The sequence below is a fragment of the Capillimicrobium parvum genome (genome assembly GCF_021172045.1).
Lineage (GTDB): Bacteria > Actinomycetota > Thermoleophilia > Solirubrobacterales > Solirubrobacteraceae > Capillimicrobium > Capillimicrobium parvum.
The window spans coordinates 5,767,635-5,784,886 of record NZ_CP087164.1; the positions used below are offsets into that span (position 1 = coordinate 5,767,635).

The 17,252-nt window shown below is 71.9% G+C and carries 17 protein-coding genes; 14 read left to right on the top strand and 3 right to left on the bottom strand.

What is annotated here, in order from left to right; genetic code table 11:
• Window positions 1-14 precede the first annotated feature (14 nt).
• Together DSM104329_RS27890 and DSM104329_RS27895 are read right to left on the bottom strand one after the other, a co-directional pair.
• Entirely contained in the window at window positions 15-2,135 is a 2,121-nt protein-coding gene (locus DSM104329_RS27890) for a hydantoinase/oxoprolinase family protein (protein ID WP_259313145.1), read from the bottom strand.
• A 43-nt stretch (window positions 2,136-2,178) separates the two neighbouring features.
• Window positions 2,179-3,156, bottom strand: a complete 978-nt coding sequence (locus DSM104329_RS27895; RefSeq protein ID WP_259313146.1) for a quinone oxidoreductase family protein — start codon at window positions 3,154-3,156, stop codon at window positions 2,179-2,181.
• Window positions 3,157-3,333: 177 nt separating this feature from the next.
• On the opposite strand from DSM104329_RS27895, the gene DSM104329_RS27900 reads away from it, so the two are divergent.
• The 9 genes from DSM104329_RS27900 (at window position 3,334) to DSM104329_RS27940 (ending at window position 11,965) form a co-directional block, all read left to right on the top strand.
• On the top strand, window positions 3,334-3,864 hold the full coding sequence (locus DSM104329_RS27900; protein WP_259313147.1) for a MaoC family dehydratase: 531 nt from the start codon (window positions 3,334-3,336) through the stop codon (window positions 3,862-3,864).
• An 11-nt stretch (window positions 3,865-3,875) separates the two neighbouring features.
• The gene (locus tag DSM104329_RS27905; protein WP_259313148.1) at window positions 3,876-5,273 is read left to right on the top strand and encodes an MmgE/PrpD family protein; all 1,398 of its coding nucleotides are present in this window, start codon (window positions 3,876-3,878) and stop codon (window positions 5,271-5,273) included.
• On the top strand, window positions 5,270-6,454 hold the full coding sequence (locus DSM104329_RS27910; RefSeq protein WP_259313149.1) for an acyl-CoA dehydrogenase family protein: 1,185 nt from the start codon (window positions 5,270-5,272) through the stop codon (window positions 6,452-6,454). The genes DSM104329_RS27905 and DSM104329_RS27910 overlap by 4 nt, the downstream gene beginning before the upstream one ends.
• 180 nt (window positions 6,455-6,634) lie before the next feature.
• Window positions 6,635-7,357 (top strand): FadR/GntR family transcriptional regulator, encoded by a 723-nt coding sequence (locus DSM104329_RS27915; protein ID WP_259313150.1) that lies wholly within the window; start codon window positions 6,635-6,637, stop codon window positions 7,355-7,357.
• A 298-nt stretch (window positions 7,358-7,655) separates the two neighbouring features.
• Window positions 7,656-8,432 (top strand): aspartate/glutamate racemase family protein, encoded by a 777-nt coding sequence (locus DSM104329_RS27920; RefSeq protein WP_259313151.1) that lies wholly within the window; start codon window positions 7,656-7,658, stop codon window positions 8,430-8,432.
• 43 nt (window positions 8,433-8,475) lie between these two features.
• Window positions 8,476-9,312, top strand: coding sequence for a hypothetical protein (locus tag DSM104329_RS27925; protein WP_259313152.1), 837 nt, complete (start codon window positions 8,476-8,478; stop codon window positions 9,310-9,312).
• Window positions 9,312-10,592 (top strand): 3-isopropylmalate dehydratase large subunit, encoded by a 1,281-nt coding sequence (locus DSM104329_RS27930; RefSeq protein WP_259313153.1) that lies wholly within the window; start codon window positions 9,312-9,314, stop codon window positions 10,590-10,592. Before DSM104329_RS27925 ends, DSM104329_RS27930 begins: the two co-directional genes overlap by 1 nt.
• Entirely contained in the window at window positions 10,589-11,101 is a 513-nt protein-coding gene (locus DSM104329_RS27935; RefSeq protein ID WP_259313154.1) for a LeuD/DmdB family oxidoreductase small subunit, read from the top strand. Before DSM104329_RS27930 ends, DSM104329_RS27935 begins: the two co-directional genes overlap by 4 nt.
• 15 nt (window positions 11,102-11,116) lie before the next feature.
• Window positions 11,117-11,965: an isocitrate lyase/PEP mutase family protein gene (locus DSM104329_RS27940; RefSeq protein ID WP_259313155.1), complete on the top strand. Its 849-nt coding sequence runs from the start codon at window positions 11,117-11,119 to the stop codon at window positions 11,963-11,965.
• A 52-nt stretch (window positions 11,966-12,017) separates the two neighbouring features.
• Here DSM104329_RS27940 and DSM104329_RS27945 read toward each other — a convergent pair whose 3' ends face one another.
• Window positions 12,018-12,794 (bottom strand): SDR family NAD(P)-dependent oxidoreductase, encoded by a 777-nt coding sequence (locus tag DSM104329_RS27945; protein WP_259313156.1) that lies wholly within the window; start codon window positions 12,792-12,794, stop codon window positions 12,018-12,020.
• A gap of 136 nt (window positions 12,795-12,930) precedes the next feature.
• Here DSM104329_RS27945 and DSM104329_RS27950 point away from each other — a divergent pair, with 136 nt between their 5' ends.
• Genes DSM104329_RS27950 through DSM104329_RS27970 form a run of 5 tightly spaced genes read left to right on the top strand, consistent with a single transcriptional unit; the run spans window position 12,931 to window position 17,211 of the window.
• Window positions 12,931-14,181: a CaiB/BaiF CoA transferase family protein gene (locus DSM104329_RS27950; RefSeq protein ID WP_259313157.1), complete on the top strand. Its 1,251-nt coding sequence runs from the start codon at window positions 12,931-12,933 to the stop codon at window positions 14,179-14,181.
• Window positions 14,178-15,083, top strand: a complete 906-nt coding sequence (locus tag DSM104329_RS27955; protein WP_259313158.1) for a hydroxymethylglutaryl-CoA lyase — start codon at window positions 14,178-14,180, stop codon at window positions 15,081-15,083. The genes DSM104329_RS27950 and DSM104329_RS27955 overlap by 4 nt, the downstream gene beginning before the upstream one ends.
• 15 nt (window positions 15,084-15,098) lie before the next feature.
• On the top strand, window positions 15,099-15,863 hold the full coding sequence (locus DSM104329_RS27960) for an SDR family NAD(P)-dependent oxidoreductase (protein ID WP_259313159.1): 765 nt from the start codon (window positions 15,099-15,101) through the stop codon (window positions 15,861-15,863).
• Window positions 15,860-16,480, top strand: a complete 621-nt coding sequence (locus DSM104329_RS27965; protein ID WP_259313160.1) for an isochorismatase family protein — start codon at window positions 15,860-15,862, stop codon at window positions 16,478-16,480. Before DSM104329_RS27960 ends, DSM104329_RS27965 begins: the two co-directional genes overlap by 4 nt.
• Window positions 16,477-17,211, top strand: coding sequence for an SDR family NAD(P)-dependent oxidoreductase (locus tag DSM104329_RS27970; RefSeq protein ID WP_259313161.1), 735 nt, complete (start codon window positions 16,477-16,479; stop codon window positions 17,209-17,211). The genes DSM104329_RS27965 and DSM104329_RS27970 overlap by 4 nt, the downstream gene beginning before the upstream one ends.
• Window positions 17,212-17,252 lie beyond the last annotated feature (41 nt).

The following is a 17,252-nucleotide window of genomic DNA, read 5'->3' on the forward strand; positions in this document are numbered from 1 at the left end:
TTCGGTACCTCTCTCTAGGCGCTCGCGACGGCGGACAGGCCGCCGAGGAGCCTCTCGCGGGCGGACTGGTCGACCCAGATGACGATGTTGCCGTAGCGGTCGACCTCGGCGGTCAGCCCCGGCGGGATGATGGTCGTCGAGTCGTACTGGTTGACGACGGCCGGCCCCTCGATCTTGTTGCCGGCCCTCAGCGCGTCGCGCGCGTAGAACTTCGTCCGCATCTCGCGCAGCTCGCCGTCGACGTGGAACCACGCCTCGCGCTCGTGGCGCAGCGCGTCGTTCGCGGTCGTGCCGCCGGCATCCAGCTCGGGCAGCTTGAGCTCGGGCATGATGCCGATGCCGCGCACGCGGATGTTGGGGATCTCGATGTCGGACTCCTCGAAGCGCCGCGAGTACTCCTTCTCGTGCGCGTCGTGGAAGTCCGCCGTGACTTTGCCGACCCACGCGTCGTCGATCGCGCCGCCGGGCACGTCGATGCGCAGCTCGTAGCCCTGACCGAGGTACCGGCAGTCGGCCACCCGCTGGATGACGAGGTTGTCGGCGCGGATGCCGTCGTCCTCGAGCTGCTTGCGCGCCTGGTCCTCGAGCTCGGCGAACCGGGCCTCGAGCTCCGGCGCGTTCAGCTGCGACACGCGCTGGTAGGTCGTGGTCACGTACTCGTAGACCGTGTCGGTGGCCAGCAGGCCGAGCGCCGCGGTGACGCCCGGGTAGGGCGGCACGATGACGGCCGGCGTGCCGACCTCGAGCGCGATGCCCGCGGCGAAGGCCGGGCCGGCGCCGCCCTCGGCGATCAGCGCGAAGTCGCGCGGGTCGAAGCCCTTGCGGACCGAGTTCTCCTCGATCGACTGGACCATCGAGTGGCTGGCGATCTGGATGGCGCCCAGCGACGCCTCCTCCACCGTCATGCCGAGCTGCTCGGCCACCGGCTCGAACGCCGTGCGCGAGAGCTCGGGCTTGAGCTTCATCGCCCCGCCGAGGAAGTCCTCGGGCAGCAGCCAGCCGAGGTTCACCATGGCGTCGGTCGACGTCGGCTCCGTGCCGCCGCGGTCGTAGGCCGCGGGGCCCGGCTGGGCGCCCGCCGAGCGCGGGCCGGAGCGGAAGATCCCGCCGCCGTCGACGTAGGCGATCGAGCCGCCGCCCGCGCCGATCGTGTCGACGTCGACCATCGGGATCATCGCCTGGTAGGGGCCGACGCGCGTGTCGAGCAGGTGCTTCATGCGCAGCGCGCCGCCCTGGGCGAGGCCGATGTCGGCCGAGGTGCCGCCGACGTCGAGCGTGATCACCGAGTCGAAGCCCGCCTGGCGGCCGACCCAGATGCCGCCGACGACGCCCGCGACGGGGCCGGACATGAGCAGGTTGACCGGGCGCTCGACGGCCCCCTGCGCGGTCGAGACGCCGCTGGCCGACGTCATGAGGTGCACGCCGGTGCGGACGTTCATCGAGCGCAGCTCGTCCTCGAGCCTGCGCACGTACGTCGCGACCTTCGGGCCGACGAACGCGTTGAGCGCGACCGTGGAGAAGCGCTCGTACTCGCGGTACTGGGGCAGGACCTCCGAGGAGACCGACAGGAACGCCTCGGGGAACTCCTCGCGCACGATCTCGGCCACGCGCGCCTCGTGCGCGTTGTTGAGGAACGAGAACAGGAAGCACACGGCGACCGCCTCGACGCCCGCCTCCTTGAGCTTGCGCACCTGCTCGCGCGCCGCGTCCTCGTCGAGCGGCACGAGGATCTCGCCCTCGGCGGTGATGCGCTCGGGCACCGTGACCCGGTCGCGGCGGCGCGCCAGCGGGTAGCGCTGCCAGGGCAGGTCCTGGTAGTTGGAGAAGTTCAGCGGCTTCTTGTGGCGCGCGATGTGGAGGATGTCGCGGTAGCCCTGCGTCGTGATCATCCCGACGCGCGCGCCGTTGTGCTCGATGACGATGTTCGTGGCGATCGTCGTGCCGTGGAAGACCTGGTCGAGGTCCCCGGGCGTCACCCCGGCCTGCTCGGCCAGCTCCCTGATGCCCTGCACGGTGCCGCGCGAGGGATCGTCGGGCGTCGAGGCGAGCTTGTGGATGAGGACGGTGCCGGACTCGTCGTCCACGTAGATGAGGTCGGTGAACGTGCCGCCGACGTCGACTCCCAGGCGTTTCATGACTGACTCCAGCGTCGCGATGTGTGCAGGATCCGGGCTCCTCTCATGGACGGAGGAGGATCTTTCCGAAGAAGTCTCGGCTCTCCATCTTCTCGAAGGCGGCCTGCGCCTCCTCGAGCGGATAGCTCTCGGCCACCAGCGGGCGCAGCAGCCCCCGCCCGGCGAAGTCCAGCACCTTCTCGAGCTCGTCGCGCGTGTAGACGAACGACCCGATGATGGTGTGCTGGGCGCGGAAGAACGGGATGATGTCGAAGGGGACGACCTCGCCCGCGTGACCGCCGCACGTGACGAGCCGGCCCTCGGGGCCGAGCGACTCCAGCGCCTTCTGGAAGAGCTCGCCGCCGACGTGCTCGTAGGCGAGGTCGGCGCCCCGTCCACCGGTGATCTCCATCACGCGGGCGGGGACGTCCTCCTTCGTGTAGTCGATGCCGACGTCCATGCCGAGCTCGGCCGCCCGGGCGAGCTTCTCCTTCGAGCTGGACGTGCCGATGACATAGGCGCCGGCGAGCTTGGCGAGTTGGATCGCGGCCGAGCCGATGCCGCTGGAGACCGAGTTGACGAGCACCGTCTCGCCGATGCGCAGGCCGCCGCGCGTGAAGAGCATGTGCCACGAGGTGCCGAAGGCGATCTGCAGCGCCGCGGCGTCGTCGTCGGAGATCGACTCGGGGACGCTCAGCAGCTGCTTGGTCGGCGCGAGGACGTAGTCGGCGAACCCGCCGGGCCCGGCGACGCCGATGAACACGTCGCCTCCGAGCAGGTACGGCATGACGCGGTCGCCCTCGGCGAACTCGGTGACGCCCTCGCCGACCTGGTCGACGCGGCCGACGACCTCGAGGCCGGGGATGTGCGGCAAGGCGATGTCGAAGCGCGAGACGCCTTCGCGGACGTCGACGTCGACGTGGTTGAGCGCGCACGTGTCGACGCGGATGCGCACGTGGCCGGGGCCGGGCCGGGGGTCGTCGACCTCCTCGATGCGCAGGACGTCCGGGCCTCCGAACTCGTGCATCCGTACTGCCTTCACGCGGTCCTCTCCCTCGTCGTGGTCAGTCGGCGGATCTTATGCCGGACATCCACCGTGTCAAGCCCCGAGAGCACGCGAAGTGCCGACGAAAATCCCGCAGCAGCGCGGGTATCTCGGTTGACAGCTGCGGATGTCGGACATATAACCCGATCCGCTGCGAAAGACGAAGGAGATCCCATGGCCGTGGACCATCCGCCCGCACCGAAGGCCTGGCGCGGACGCTTCTACGAGGACTTCGACATAGGCGACGTCTACCCGAGCCGTCTCGGGCGCACGATCACCGAGACCGACAACATCTGGTTCACGTGCCTCACGCTGAACACGAACCAGGTGCACTTCAACGACGAGTACGCGAAGGGCACGCCGTTCGGCAAGCCGCTCGTCAACAGCACGTTGACGCTCTCGGTGGTCACCGGGCTCACCGTCCCGGACACGAGCGAGAACGCGACCGCCAACCTGTCCTGGACCGACATCAACCTGCCCAACCCGGTCTACGTCGGGGACACCCTGTGGGCCGAGACGGAGATCACCGCCAAGCGCGAGTCGAAGTCGCGCCCGAACGTCGGGATCGTGTCCGTGCGCACCCGCGGCATCAACCAGCGCCGCGAGGTCGTCATCGAGTTCAGGCGCACGTTCATGACCTACAAGCGCGACGCCCCGGAGGTCACCGACCTGTTCCCCGGCACCGACTCCGACTGGACCGTCTGAGAGGACCCACCATGAGCACCGCCGCCGCCCGCCTGGCCGCCTTCACCTCCGCGCTGGAGATCGACCAGATCCCCGCCGAGGTGGTCGATGCCGCCAAGCTGCACCTGCTGGACACGCTGGGCTGCGGCCTGGCCGCCCACGCCCTCGACGTCGCCCCCGACGCGCGGGAGGCGATGCTCGAGCCGGGCACCGCCGGCCCCGCCACGGTGATCGGCGTGAAGTCGGGCCTGCCGTCGGCCGACGCCGCGCTGGCCAACGGGGTCATCTGCCACGCGCTCGACTTCGACGACACGCACACCGGCGCGATCGCCCACGTCAGCGTCGCGGTCGTGCCCGCCGCGCTGGCCGCCGCGCAGGCGGCCGGTGCGAGCGGCGCCGACACGATCGCCGCGATCGTCGCCGGCAACGAGGTCGTCACGCGCCTCGGCATGGCGGCGGGCTCGCTGTTCCACGCCCGCGGCTTCCATCCCACCGGCGTGCTCGGCGTCTACGGCGCCACCGCCGCGGCCGCGCGCCTGCGCGGGCTCGACGCGGAGACGACCACCCAGGCCCTCGGCATCGCCGGCAGCATGGCGTCGGGCATCCTCGAGCATCTCGCCGACGGCTCGTCGACGAAGCGCCTGCACCCGGGCTTCGCCGCCCACAACGGCATCGTCGCCGCGCGCCTGGCCGCACATGGGTCGACCGGCCCGAGCACCGTGATCGAGGGCCGCTTCGGCCTCTACAACGCGTTCCTCGGCCGCGACGACCTGCCGATCGACGAGCAGCTGGCGGACCTCGGCGAGCGCTGGGAGACCCCGCGGATCGCCTTCAAGCCCTATCCCGCGTGCCACTACGTCCACGCGTCGCTGGATGCGACCCGCGAGGTGATCGCCGACACGCCGCTCAAGCCGGACGAGATCGCGGAGATCGTGGCGATCACGACCGAGGCCGGCGTCTCGCTGGTGCTCGAGCCGCTGGAGGCCAAGCACCGCCCGCGCACGGAGTACGACGCGAAGTTCAGCCTCCCGTACTCGGTGGCCGCGCTGCTCACGCGCGGCGACGTCGACGTGACGACGTACATCGGCGACGCCATCGGCGAGGAGCGCGTGCTCGACCTCGCCGGGCGGGTCCGCTACGAGGTCAAGGAGTACGACACGTTCCCGCAGGCGCTGCCGGGCGGCATCCGCATCACCACCACCGACGGCCGGGTGCTCGAGGCCGAGCTCGACTACCAGCGCGGCGGCCCGGAGAACCCGATGAGCGCCGGCGACGTGGGTGCGAAGTTCCGCACGAACGCGGAGCTCGCGCTCAGCGGCTCCGACGTCGACGGGCTCGAGGAGGCGGTGCTCGGGCTCGAGCGCCTCGGTTCCCTGGACGCCCTGAAGGCCCTCGGCCGCGCGCGGGCGCAGCAGGGGGCGGTCGCATGACGGCGGGCTACGAGCTGACGGCGGAGCAGCAGGACATCCTGCGCACCATCCGCGACTTCGTGGACCGCGACGTCCTGCCCAACGTGTCCCACTACGACCACAACGACGAGTTCCCCACGCCGCTCGTGGAGACGATGAAGGAGCTCGGGCTGTTCGGGACGACGATCCCCGAGGAGTACGGCGGCCTGGGGCTCGACCTCATGACGTACTCGCTGATCGTCAAGGAGCTCTCGCGCGGCTGGATCTCGCTGTCGGGGATCATCAACACCCACTTCATCGCGTCGTTCATGATCAAGACGTTCGGCACGGCGGAGCAGAAGGACCGGCTGCTGCCGCGCATGGCGCGGGGCGATGTGCGCTCGGCGTTCTCGATGACCGAGCCCCACGCCGGCTCCGACGTGCAGGCGATCCGCACGCGGGCGGTGCTCGACGGCGACGACTACGTCGTCAACGGGCAGAAGATGTGGGTCACGAACGGCCTGCGCGCCGGCATCGTGATGCTGCTCGCCGTCACCGACCCGAGCGCCGAGCCGCGCCACCGCGGCATGACGACGTTCATCGTCGAGAAGGAGCCCGAGGTCTCCGACCTGCCCGGCCTGACGATCCCGCCGCCGTTGAAGAAGCTCGGCTACAAGGGCGTCGAGTCCACCGAGCTCGTCTTCGAGGACTTCCGGACGCCGGCGTCGAGCATCCTCGGCGGCCCGGACCAGACGGGCGTCGGCTTCAAGCAGTTCATGGCCGGCATCGAGCTCGGCCGGGTCAACATCGCCGCGCGGGCGCTGGGCATCGCCGAGCTGGCGCTCGAGAACGCCATCCGGTACGCCCAGGAGCGCGAGGCGTTCGGCAAGCCGATCTCCCAGCACCAGCTCATCCAGGCCAAGATCGCGCAGATGGCGACGAAGATCCGCGCTGCGGAGCTGCTGCTGCTCGACGCGGCGGCGCGCAAGAACACGGGCGAGCGCGCGGACATGGAGGCCGGCATGGCCAAGCTGTTCGCGACGGAGATCGCCGAGGAGGTCGCGCTGGACGCGATGCGCATCCACGGCGGCTACGGCTACTCGCAGGAGTACCCGATCGAGCGCCTGTACCGCGACGCGCCGCTGCTGCTGATCGGCGAGGGCTCGAACGAGATCCAGCAGCTGCTGATCGCGCGGCGCCTGTTCGAGCGCCACAAGATCTGACCATGGCCCGCCGGCTCCCCTCAGACGGGCTGGTTCAGACGGGGCCCGGGGCTATCCTCCCAGACGACCATGGGGGCCGAGATGACATCCGAGACGCCAGAGTCCGACGATGAGCTTGCTCGGCACGAGCGGGCCGTCTCTCGGCTGACCGTCCCGGAGGAACGGCTGCCCACCGCCCCGGTGAAACGCGTTCGCAAGGCGTACGAGCAGGTCTACGACCAGCTTCGCGACCTCATCATGCGCGGCGAGCTGAGCCGCGGCGAGCGGCTGCCCAACGAGGCCGTGCTCGCGCGCGAGTTCGGGGTCAGCCGCGGCACGGTTCGCGAGGCGCTGCGCGTGCTCGCCGCCCAGAACCTCATCCGCACCGCGAAGGGCGCGGGCGGCGGTAGCTTCGTCACGCTGCCGACCGTCGACCACATCTCGTCGTTCCTGCACGCGAACATCAGCCTGCTGTCGGAGTCCGAGGACGTCACGCTGCAGGAGTTCCTCGAGGCGCGCGAGCTGCTCGAGGTCTTCGCCGCGCGCCAGTGCGCGGTCCGGCGCACGCCGGGCGACCTCGAGCGGATGCGCGACACGATCATCGAGGACCCGGCGAAGCTCGGCACCGAGGAGCACTTCGTCTACAACAAGGAGTTCCACTCCGCGGTGCTCGACGGCTGCGGCAACACGCTGCTGTGCATCGCCGCGCAGCCGGTGTTCTCCGTGCTGCAGACGAACCTGGCCCGAGATGCCATGAGCCAGCGCTTCGCCAAGCGCATCAACGAGGACCACCGCGCGATCCTCGCCGCGATCGAGGACGGCGACGCCGAGGCCGCCGCCGAGCAGATGCAGCGCCATCTCGCATACCTGAGCCGCACGTACCAGAAGATGTGGCGCCAGAGCACCGGCGTCGACGGCGACTAGTACCGGCGAACGCAACTACGTTCGAGGCGACAGGGATGCCGGGGCGTGCGTGCCGGTGCACGGTGCCCGCCGTCGTACTGGTGGTACGGGTGTGGGCGCCGGGTGCCGGCAGGCACGGTCCGGCGCCGTCTCGGCCGGACCTAGTTGCGTGAGGCGGTACTGGCCGCTCGTCCCTGCGGGCTTCCCAGCCGTCCCGCGCGGCGCGGTTGACAACGCCCCCGGGGGCAGATAGAACGCCGTAAGTCCGACATTCGCGTTCGTCGGTGGAGAGGCGACGCCGGAACCAAGCGAGGCCGCCGTGCGGATCAAGTACATCATCCCGTTCCCGTTCGACGAGGCCGGCGTGCGCGCCCGCGCCGCGCAGATCCCGGAGGGGCTGCTCGGACCCGACGTGGACGTGGATTTCGTGCCCGTGCGCAACAGCTGCTTCCTGCTGGACTCCTACTACGAGTCCATCCTGTTCGACGCCTACATCGCGGAGGCGGGGCTCCAGGCCGAGGACGAGGGCTACGACGCCGTCGTCATGGACACGGTGTCGGACTCCGGGCTGCAGGTCCTGCGCTCCCGGCTGTCGATCCCGGTCATCGGGCCCGGCCAGGTGGCGTTCCACCTCGCCGGCGTGCTCGGCCAGAAGTTCTCCGTGGTGACCATGTGGGACACCTGGGGCTTCTTCTACCGCAAGCTGTTCAAGGAGTACGGGCTCACCGACAACGTCGCCTCCATCCGCGCGGTGAACATCCCGCCGGACGTCGAGCAGCTGTTCGCCGGCAAGGAGGAGGAGATGTACCAGCGCCTCACCGACGAGGCGATGAAGGCCATCGAGGAGGACGGGGCCGACGTCATCGTGCTCGGCTCGACGACGATGCACCAGGCCGCCGCGTACCTGACCGAGCACCTGCCGTGCCCGCTCATCAACCCGGGTCCGGCGGCCGTGGCGTTCGCCGAGACCGTCGTGCGCCTCGGGCTCAGCCACTCGAAGCTGGCCTTCCCGACGCCCGGCACGCTGCAGGACGAGAAGCTGTTCTCGCTCGTCGGCGCGGACGGCGGGACGCGGCTGTCGCCCGCCGCGGGCTGAGGCCGGTGGTGGCACGGCCGACCCGCGGAACGGAGGCGGACCCGTGAACGCGGGCGACGCCGTGATCGTGCGCGGCCCGCTGCGGGGCTCGGGCGAGGTCGCCGAGGACGAGGCGACGGGGGCCGTGGCGGACGCCTACGCGCGCCTGCGCGACGCGCTCGGCGTCGACTTCCTGCCCACGGTCGTGCGGATGCTCGGCCGCTACGACCGCCTGCTGACCGCGACCACGGACGCGATGGCCGGCGTGCTCGGCGGCCCCGAGGGCGCGGCGTTCGCCGGCGCGGCGCGGGCGCGCGGGACCGAGGCGGCCGAGCGACTGCCCGGCGGCGCGCTCGCCGCGGGGGCCGCGGCGGCGGACGTCCGCGTCCTGCTCGAGCGCTACAACGTCGCGAACCCGCGCAACCTCCTGCTCGTGACGGCCCTGTCGGCGGGGCTGGCGGACGCCGAGCCCGCGCCGGGAACGACGCCGGCGCCGCCGCCGGCCGGCGTCGCCACGGCCGCGGGCGCGCCGGCGGTGATGTACGCACCGCTTCCCGCGCCGGTGCCCGGCCTGCTCGACGACATCCGCGCCTGCCACGGCGGCTTCACGGTGCCGGGCATGTGGCGCGAGCTCGCGGCGAGCCGGCCGGCCGTGGCAGAGCGGGCATGGCGGCTCGTGCGCCCGCTCGCCGGCGAGGACGAACTGCACGCCGCGATCGCCGACGTCGCCGCACGCGCCGCGGCCGTCGTGCGCGGGCAGGCGATGCCGAATGTCGCGGACCTCGGCTACGACGCCGAGGCGCAGGCCGACATCGCGGGGATCGTCACCTGGTTCCGACTGGGTATCCCCACGATGGTGATCGAGATCGAGTACCTGCGCCACCGCCTGCGAGGTGCCTGATGGCCGAGCCGCGGACCATCGCCCAGAAGATCCTCGCCGCCCACGGCGTGGAGGACGTCACGCCTGGCGCGTTCGGCCTGGCGGACGTCGCGCTCGTCATGGCCAACGAGGTGTCCGGCTCCGTGGCGCTGACGGAGTTCGAGCGCACCGGCGCCGAGCGCGTGTTCGACCCCGACCGCGTCGCGCTGTTCGCCGACCACTTCGCGCCCGCCAAGGACGTCCGCAGCGCCGAGCTCGTCGGCCGACTCCGGCGCTTCGCGCGCGACCAGGGCATCGAGCACTACTGGGAGGCCGGAAGCACCGCGAACGCCGGCATCGAGCACACCGTGCTGCCCGAGGAGGGCCTGATCGCGCCGGGTGACTTCATCGTCGGCGGCGACTCGCACACCTGCACCTACGGCGCGTTCGGCGCGCTGGGCACCGGCATGGGGTCGACCGACATCGCGGTCGCCCTCGCGCTCGGCCAGACGTGGGTGCGCGTGCCGCAGTCGATCCGCGTCGAGTACCGCGGCTCGTGCGGCGCATACGTCACCGGCAAGGACCTGATCCTCGCGTACCTCGCCCACTCGGGCGTCTCCGGCGCCACGTACGCGGCGCTCGAGTTCGCGGGCCCGCCGATCGACAGGACCTCCGTCGACGAGCGCATGGCGCTGTGCAACATGGCCGTCGAGGCCGGCGCCAAGACCGGCATCGTCGCCGCCGACGAGACGACGCTCGAGTGGCTCGCCCCGAAGGTCGGCGACCGCGCGCTCGAGCCGGTACTCCCCGACGACGACGCGGTCTACGAGCAACGCGTCGAGATCGGCCTCGACGGCATGCCGCCGCTCGTCGCGCGGCCGCCGTCGCCCGGCGACGTCGCGCCGGTCGGCGACGTCGCGGGCGCGCACGTCGACCAGGTGTACGTCGGCAACTGCTCGAACGGCACGATCACCGACCTGCGCCAGCTCTGCCGTCTGCTCGAGGGCCGCAGCGTCGCCCGCGGCACCCGGCTGATCGTCGTGCCCGCCAGCCAGCGCGTCTACCGCCAAGCGCTGACCGAAGGGCTGCTCGAGACGATCGTCGCGGCGGGCGGCGCGGTGTCGATGCCCACTTGCGGCGCCTGCTTCGGCGGCCACATGGGCATCATCGCCGCCGGCGAGACCGCGGTGGCCACGACGAACCGCAACTTCCGCGGCCGGATGGGCCACCCGGACTCGCAGGTGTTCCTCGCCAACGCCTACGTGGCCGGCGCCGCCGCGGTCACCGGCGAGCTGTGCGACCCCGCCGAGGTGCTGGGGTGAGCTCCGCACGCATCGAGGGCCGCGCGATCAAGCTCGGCGACGACGTCAACACCGACAACATCCTTCCCGGGCCGTACCTCAACCTGACCGACCCCGACGAGCTCGGCGAGCACCTGCTCGAGACCTACGACCCGGAGATCGCCGCCCGCGTGGCGCCCGGCGACATCCTCGTGGCCGGCCGCAACTTCGGCATGGGCTCCTCGCGCGAGCAGGCGCAGGTCGCGATCCGGGCGCGCGGCGTGCAGGCGATCGTCGCCGCCGGCTTCGCGCGCATCTTCCTGCGCAACGCGATCAACGTGGGCCTGCCCGTGATCGAGGCGCCCGAGGCCGCCGCCGCGATCGCCGACGGGGACACGATCGCGATCGACCTCGAGGACGGGGTCGTCGAGTGCGGCGGCGAGCGCTTCGAGACCGTGCCGCAACCGCCGTTCGTGGCGGAGATCATGGACGCGGGAGGCCTCGTCGAGTGGGCGCGCCGCCGGATCGCCGCACAGACACCGAACCCATGAAGGGATGACACGCGAATGACCGATCGACCGAGCCTGCGCGAGCGCCTCGAGGACCCGAGCATCGTCGTCGCCATGGGCGTCCACGACGGCCTGACCGCGCGGATCGCCCAGCGTGCCGGGTTCGACGCCTTCTACCACGGCGGCTACGCCGTCGCCGCGCACCACCACGGCCTGCCCGACATCGGCGTCGTCGGCCTCGCCGAGATGGTCCAGAGCGTCCAGCGCGTCACGAGCGTCTCGACCACCCCGCTCATCGTCGACTGCGACACCGCGTACGGCGCCATCCCCGGCGTGAAGCGCACGACGCTCGAGATGGAGCGCGCGGGCGCCGCGGCGATCCAGATCGAGGACCAGATCTTCCCGAAGAAGTGCGGGCACATGGAGGGCAAGGAGGTCATCCCGCGCGACGAGATGGTCCTGAAGATCCGCGCCGCCGTCGCCACCCGCCGCGACCCGTCGATGCTGGTGATCGCCCGCACCGACGCGCTGCAGCCGCTCGGCCTCGACGAGGCGATCGACCGCTGCAACGACTACGCGGAGGCAGGCGCCGACCTCGTGTTCGTGGATGCGCCCGGCTCGCGCGACCAGCTCGCCGAGATCGCCCGGCGCGTCGACGCGCCGTCGGTGGCGAACATGAGCGAGACGGGCCGCACGCCGGCGATGACCGCCGACGAGCTGCAGGAGCTCGGCTACCGCATCGTGATCTTCCCCTCGACGCAGACGTGGGTCATCGCGCGCGCCTACGAGGAGGTGTGCCGCGAGCTGCTCGAGCACGGGACGACGGCCGGCTTCGCCGACCGCTTCATGCCCTTCGACGAGGTCAACGAGCTGCTCGGCATCCAGGAGCTCGAGCGGGTCGTGTGAACCCGCTCAGCCGCCCCAGATCCCGGAGCTCGAGCGGGTCGTGCGAACCCGCTCAGCCGCCCCAGATCCCGGAGGTGAGCCCGCCGTCGACCACGAGCGCGGTTCCCGTCACCCAGCGCGCCTCGTCGGAGGCGAGGTAGACGAAGCCGTCGGCGATGTCGAGCGGCTCCCCGAGGCGCCCGAGCGGATGCAGCCCGACCGCGAACTGCCGGGAGGCCTCGGGATCGGGCTGGTCGGCGAAGTAGCCGTCGATCATGGGAGTCTGGATGAAGCCCGGGCAGACGCAGTTGACGCGGATGCCGTCCTTCGCGCCGTCGAGCGCCATGCACTTCGTGAGCATCACGACGCCCGCCTTCGACGCGCAGTACGCGGCGTCGTCGGGGATCGCCCACAGGCCGGCGATCGATGCCGTCGACACGATCGAGCCGCCGCCGCGGGCCTTCATCCGCGGCCAGACCGCCTTGGAGACGAGGTAGACGCTCTTGAGGTTGATCGTGAGCTCCTTGTCCCAGTCGTCCTCCTCGAGGTCGTGCGCCGCGCCGACGATCGTGATGCCGGCGTTGTTGACGACGACGTCCACGGCGCCGAGCTCGTCGACCGTCCGCTGGACGCCGGCCTCGATCTCCGTGGCGCGCGTGACGTCCATGCGGCCGCTCAGCGCCCGGCCGCCCTCGGCCGCGATGAGCGAGGCCGTCTCGGCGGCGGTCTCCTCGACGAGGTCGACCGCCATCACCGCGGCGCCCTCCTCGGCGAAGCGCAGCGCCGTCTGGCGCCCGATGCCCGATCCGGCCCCCGTGACGAGGGCCACCTTGTCCTGCAGTCTGCCCATTGCTCCCCCTTCCGGGCCCGTGCAGCGCATTGACGTGCGCTCCGCGGGCGTACTACGGTTCCACTGTACGCAGTTGCATACAAACCGTAGTTCAAAGTCGGACATCACGAGCGCCGGGACGGAGAAGACAACCGAGATGACCGAGAGAACCGCCGCCGACGCGGCCGCCGACACCGCGCCCGCGGTTCAACAGGGACCGCTGCTCGGCGTGCGCGTCGTCGAGCTCGGCATCCTCCTCGCCGGCCCGTTCGTCGGCCGGCTCCTCGGCGACTTCGGGGCCGAGATCATCAAGGTCGAAGCGCCCGATCGCGGCGACACGCTGCGCGACTGGGGCTCCGGCCACCTCGAGGGCCGCGGCCTGTGGTGGCCCGTGCAGTCGCGCAACAAGAAGCTCGTCACGCTCAACCTGCGCGTGGAGGAGGGCCAGAACCTGCTGCGCCGCCTCGTCGCCGAGAGCGACGTGCTCGTGGAGAACTTCCGCCCCGGAACGCTCGAGCGCTGGAACCTCTCGCCCGAGGACCTCTGGGAGGTCAACCCGGGCCTCGTCATCGCGCGCGTCTCCGGCTACGGCCAGACCGGCCCGTACGCCGGGCGCGCCGGGTTCGCCTCCGCGGGCGAGGCGATGGGCGGCCTGCGCTACATCAACGGCTTCCCGGGGGGCGCCCCGCCGCGCCTGGGCATCTCGCTCGGCGACTCGCTCGCGGCGATGTTCGCCGCCCAGGGCGTCCTGATGGCGCTCTACCACCGCGACGCGCAGGGCGGCAAGGGTCAGGTCATCGACGCCTCGATCATGGAGAGCTGCTTCTCGCTGCTGGAGTCGATGGCCCCCGACTACGACCGGCTCGGGGTGGTCCGCGAGCCCTCGGGGACGCGGCTGGACGGCATCGCGCCGTCGAACGTCTACAAGTCGGGCGACGACAAGTGGGTGGTGATCGCCGCGAACGCCGAGAACCTCTGGGAGCGCCTGTGCAAGGTCATGGAGCGCGAGGACCTGCTCACCGACCCTCGCTTCGAGAACCACCGCGCCCGCGGCGTGCACCAGGACGAGCTCGACGCGATCATCGCGGAGTGGGCGGGGCAGCGCACCGCCACCGAGATCGACCGGGTGCTCAACGCGGCGGGCGTCGTCTGCGGCCCGGTCTACAGCATCGCCGACATCTTCGAGGACCCGCAGTACGCCGCGCGCGAGGCGCTCGTCACGATGAACGACCCCGACCTCGGGCCGCTGCGGGTCCCCGCCGTGCACCCGAAGCTCTCGGGCACGCCGGGCGCGGCGGCCTGGACCGGCCCGTGGCCGATGGGCCAGCACAACGACGAGATCTACGGCGGGCTGCTGGGCCTCTCCGGCGACGAGCTGGCCCGCCTGCGCGAGGAGGGCGTCGTATGACGGCGACCGGCCGGATCGAGATCTGCGAGGTGGGGCCGCGCGACGGCCTGCAGAACGAGGAGCGCGCACTGGCGCCGGAGGTGCGCGCCGAGCTGTGCAACCGCCTGGCCGCCGCGGGGCTGCCGCGGATCGAGGCGGTGAGCTTCGTCAACCCCAAGCGGGTGCCGCAGATGGCGGGCGCGGAGGAGGTCATGGCCGGGATCGAGCGGCGCGACGGCCTGACCGTCGCCGGACTCGTGCTCAACGAGCGCGGCTATGACCGGGCCATCGCGGCGGGCGTCGACGAGCTGCACTACGCCTTCCCGGTGAGCGACACGTTCTGCGAGCGCAACCAGGGCACGACGATCGAGGGCGCGATGGAGATCGGCACCCGGCTCGTCGAGCGCGCCCGCGAGGACGACCGCCATATCAGCATCACGTTGTCGGCCGCGTTCGGCTGCCCCTTCGAGGGCCGGGTCGACCCGGCGCGGGTGATCGGCCTGGCCGAGCGCGTGCGGGCGCTGGGGGTCGACGAGATCGTCCTGGCCGACACGATCGGCGTCGGCGTGCCGTCCCAGGTCCGCGAGCTCGTGGCCGGCGTGGCCGCGCTCGGCGCCGCCGTCGGCTGCCACTTCCACAACACGCGCAACACCGGCTACGCCAACGCGATCGCCGCGGTGGAGGCGGGGGTCGCGCTGCTCGACGCATCCTGCGGCGGCACCGGCGGCTGCCCGTTCGCGCCGCGGGCCACGGGCAACATCGCGACCGAGGACCTCGTGTACCTGCTGCACGGGATGGGCTTCGAGACGGGCGTCGACCTGGCCGCCCTGTTGGAGGTGTCGGCCTGGCTGGCCGAGACGCTGGGCAAGGAGCTGCCCGGACAGACCTACAAGGCGGGCACGTTCGCGCCCGTGGCGGCCTAGTTGGCGGGAGGCGCAATGAGGGCAGGCGGATCGCGGACCGCGATCGTGACGGGCGGTGGCGGAGCCATCGGCGGCCACGCCGCCCAGGGGCTGGCCGAGCGCGGGTTCTCCGTGCTCGTCGTCGACCTGGACCTCGACCGCGCGCACGCGACCGCGGAGCGCATCGAGGCCGCGGGCGGCACCGCGTCGGCGTACTCGGCCGACGTGAGCGATCCCGAGGCGGTGGCGGGGTACGTCGCCGCCTGCGTGGAGCGTTACGGCGACCCGGACGCGTTCTTCAACAACGCCGCCTACGAAGGCGCCCTGGCGCCGATCGCCGACTATCCGCTCGACGAGTTCGACCGCACGATGGCCGTCAACGTCCGCGGCGTCTTCCTCGGGCTGCGCGAGGTGATCCCGGCGATGCGCCGGCGCGGCGGCGGCGCGATCGCCAACGTCTCGTCACAGGCGGGCGTGCGCGGCGTCACGAACCTCTGCGCCTACTCGGCCAGCAAGCACGCCGTCGTCGGCCTCAGCCGCGGCGCGGCGCTCGAGGAGGCGCCGGGCATCCGCGTCAACTGCGTCGCGCCCGGACCGACCGACACCCGGATGATGCAGGACATCGAGGCGACGGTTCGCGCGCAAGGCGGCGACCCGTCCGGCTTCGTCGACCGGATTCCCGTGGGCCGGTACGGTCAGCCGGAGGAGATCGCCGCGTTCGTGGTGTGGCTGCTGGCCGATGCGCCGCCGTTCCTGACCGGCGCGGTTCTCTCGATCGACGGAGGCATGACGACGGCATGAGCACCGAGGACGTCTACAGCGAGCGCGGCTTCGGCGGCCGGCAGGGCGCCGGCGAGCGGCCGTGCCTCGTGGTCATCGACATGAACTACGGGTTCACCGATCCGGAGTCGCCGCTGCACTGCGACACCGACGACGCCGTCGCGTCAATCGCCCGGCTCCTGGACGCCGCGCGCGAGGCCGGCGCGCCCGTCGCGTTCACGACGCTCGAGTACGACGAGGGCGCCAAGCAGGTCGCCAAGGCGTTCATCGCCAAGTCGCCCGGCCTGCTCGTGCTCGCGCCCGGCACCCGCTGGCCGCAGATCGACGAGCGGATCGCGCCGCGCGAGGGCGAGCCGCTGCTCTACAAGCTCTTCGCGTCCGCGTTTCACGGCACGCCGCTGGCCGCCATGCTCACGTCGCACGGCTGCGACACCGTGATCGTCACGGGCGCGTCGACGTCGGGCTGCGTGCGCGCCACGGCCGTCGACGCGCTCCAGCACGGCTACCGGGTCATCGTCCCGCGCGAGGCGGTGGCCGACCGCGCTCCCGGCGCGCACGACGCCTCCCTGACCGACATCGACGCGAAGTACGGCGACGTCGTCGGCACCGACGAGGCCGTGGCGATCCTGCGGGGATGAGCGACCGCCGCTGCGCCCTCGTCACCGGGTCCGCGGGCGGCATCGGGCGCGCCGTCGTCGCGCGGCTGGTCGCGGAGGGCTTCGACGTCGTCGCCTGCGACCTGCGCCCGCAGGACGGCGGCGTCGCGTGCGACCTGACCACCCGCGAGGGCAACCGCGCGGCGGTGGACGCCGCGCTCGAGCGCCACGGACGCCTCGACGCCATCGTCGCCAACGCCGGGATGCAGCACGTCGCGCCGGTCGCCGAGTTCCCGGAGGACCGCTGGGACGAGCTCATCGCGCTGATGCTCACGAGCCCGTTCCTGCTGGCCCGCTACGCGTGGGACGCGCTGGTGCAGGCGCCCGAGGGCGGGCGGTTCCTGGCGATGGCCTCCGCCCACGGCCTCGTCGCGTCGCCGTTCAAGAGCGCCTACGTGTCGGCCAAGCACGGCGTCGTGGGCCTCGTGCGCACGCTCGCGCTCGAGGGCGCGGAGGCCGGGATCGTGGCCACGGCGATCTGCCCCGGCTTCGTGCGCACGCCGCTCGTCGAGCGGCAACTCGCCGCGCAGGCGCAGGCGCACGGGCTGCCCGAGGACGCCGTCCTGCGCGACGTCATCCTCGCGCCGCACGCGATCAAGCGCCTGCTCGAGCCCGAGGAGGTCGCCGACCTCGTCGCCTTCCTCCTCGGGCCGACGGGACGCGCGTTCAGCGGCGCCCCGATTCCGATCGATCTCGGCTGGACCGCCCGCTGACGTTGCCGCTAGGGGTGCCGGCGCCGGCCCACGCGCTCGAA

Bases quoted from the DNA above. Each gene is read 5' to 3' on its own strand.
- DSM104329_RS27890 (WP_259313145.1), bottom strand. From the start codon at position 2,135: ATGAAACGCCTGGGAGTCGACGTCGGCGGCACGTTCACCGACCTCATC.
- DSM104329_RS27900 (WP_259313147.1), top strand. From the start codon at position 3,334: ATGGCCGTGGACCATCCGCCCGCACCGAAGGCCTGGCGCGGACGCTTC.
- DSM104329_RS27905 (WP_259313148.1), top strand. From the start codon at position 3,876: ATGAGCACCGCCGCCGCCCGCCTGGCCGCCTTCACCTCCGCGCTGGAG.
- DSM104329_RS27910 (WP_259313149.1), top strand. From the start codon at position 5,270: ATGACGGCGGGCTACGAGCTGACGGCGGAGCAGCAGGACATCCTGCGC.
- DSM104329_RS27930 (WP_259313153.1), top strand. From the start codon at position 9,312: ATGGCCGAGCCGCGGACCATCGCCCAGAAGATCCTCGCCGCCCACGGC.
- DSM104329_RS27940 (WP_259313155.1), top strand. From the start codon at position 11,117: ATGACCGATCGACCGAGCCTGCGCGAGCGCCTCGAGGACCCGAGCATC.
- DSM104329_RS27945 (WP_259313156.1), bottom strand. From the start codon at position 12,794: ATGGGCAGACTGCAGGACAAGGTGGCCCTCGTCACGGGGGCCGGATCG.
- DSM104329_RS27950 (WP_259313157.1), top strand. From the start codon at position 12,931: ATGACCGAGAGAACCGCCGCCGACGCGGCCGCCGACACCGCGCCCGCG.
- DSM104329_RS27955 (WP_259313158.1), top strand. From the start codon at position 14,178: ATGACGGCGACCGGCCGGATCGAGATCTGCGAGGTGGGGCCGCGCGAC.
- DSM104329_RS27960 (WP_259313159.1), top strand. From the start codon at position 15,099: ATGAGGGCAGGCGGATCGCGGACCGCGATCGTGACGGGCGGTGGCGGA.
- DSM104329_RS27965 (WP_259313160.1), top strand. From the start codon at position 15,860: ATGAGCACCGAGGACGTCTACAGCGAGCGCGGCTTCGGCGGCCGGCAG.
- DSM104329_RS27970 (WP_259313161.1), top strand. From the start codon at position 16,477: ATGAGCGACCGCCGCTGCGCCCTCGTCACCGGGTCCGCGGGCGGCATC.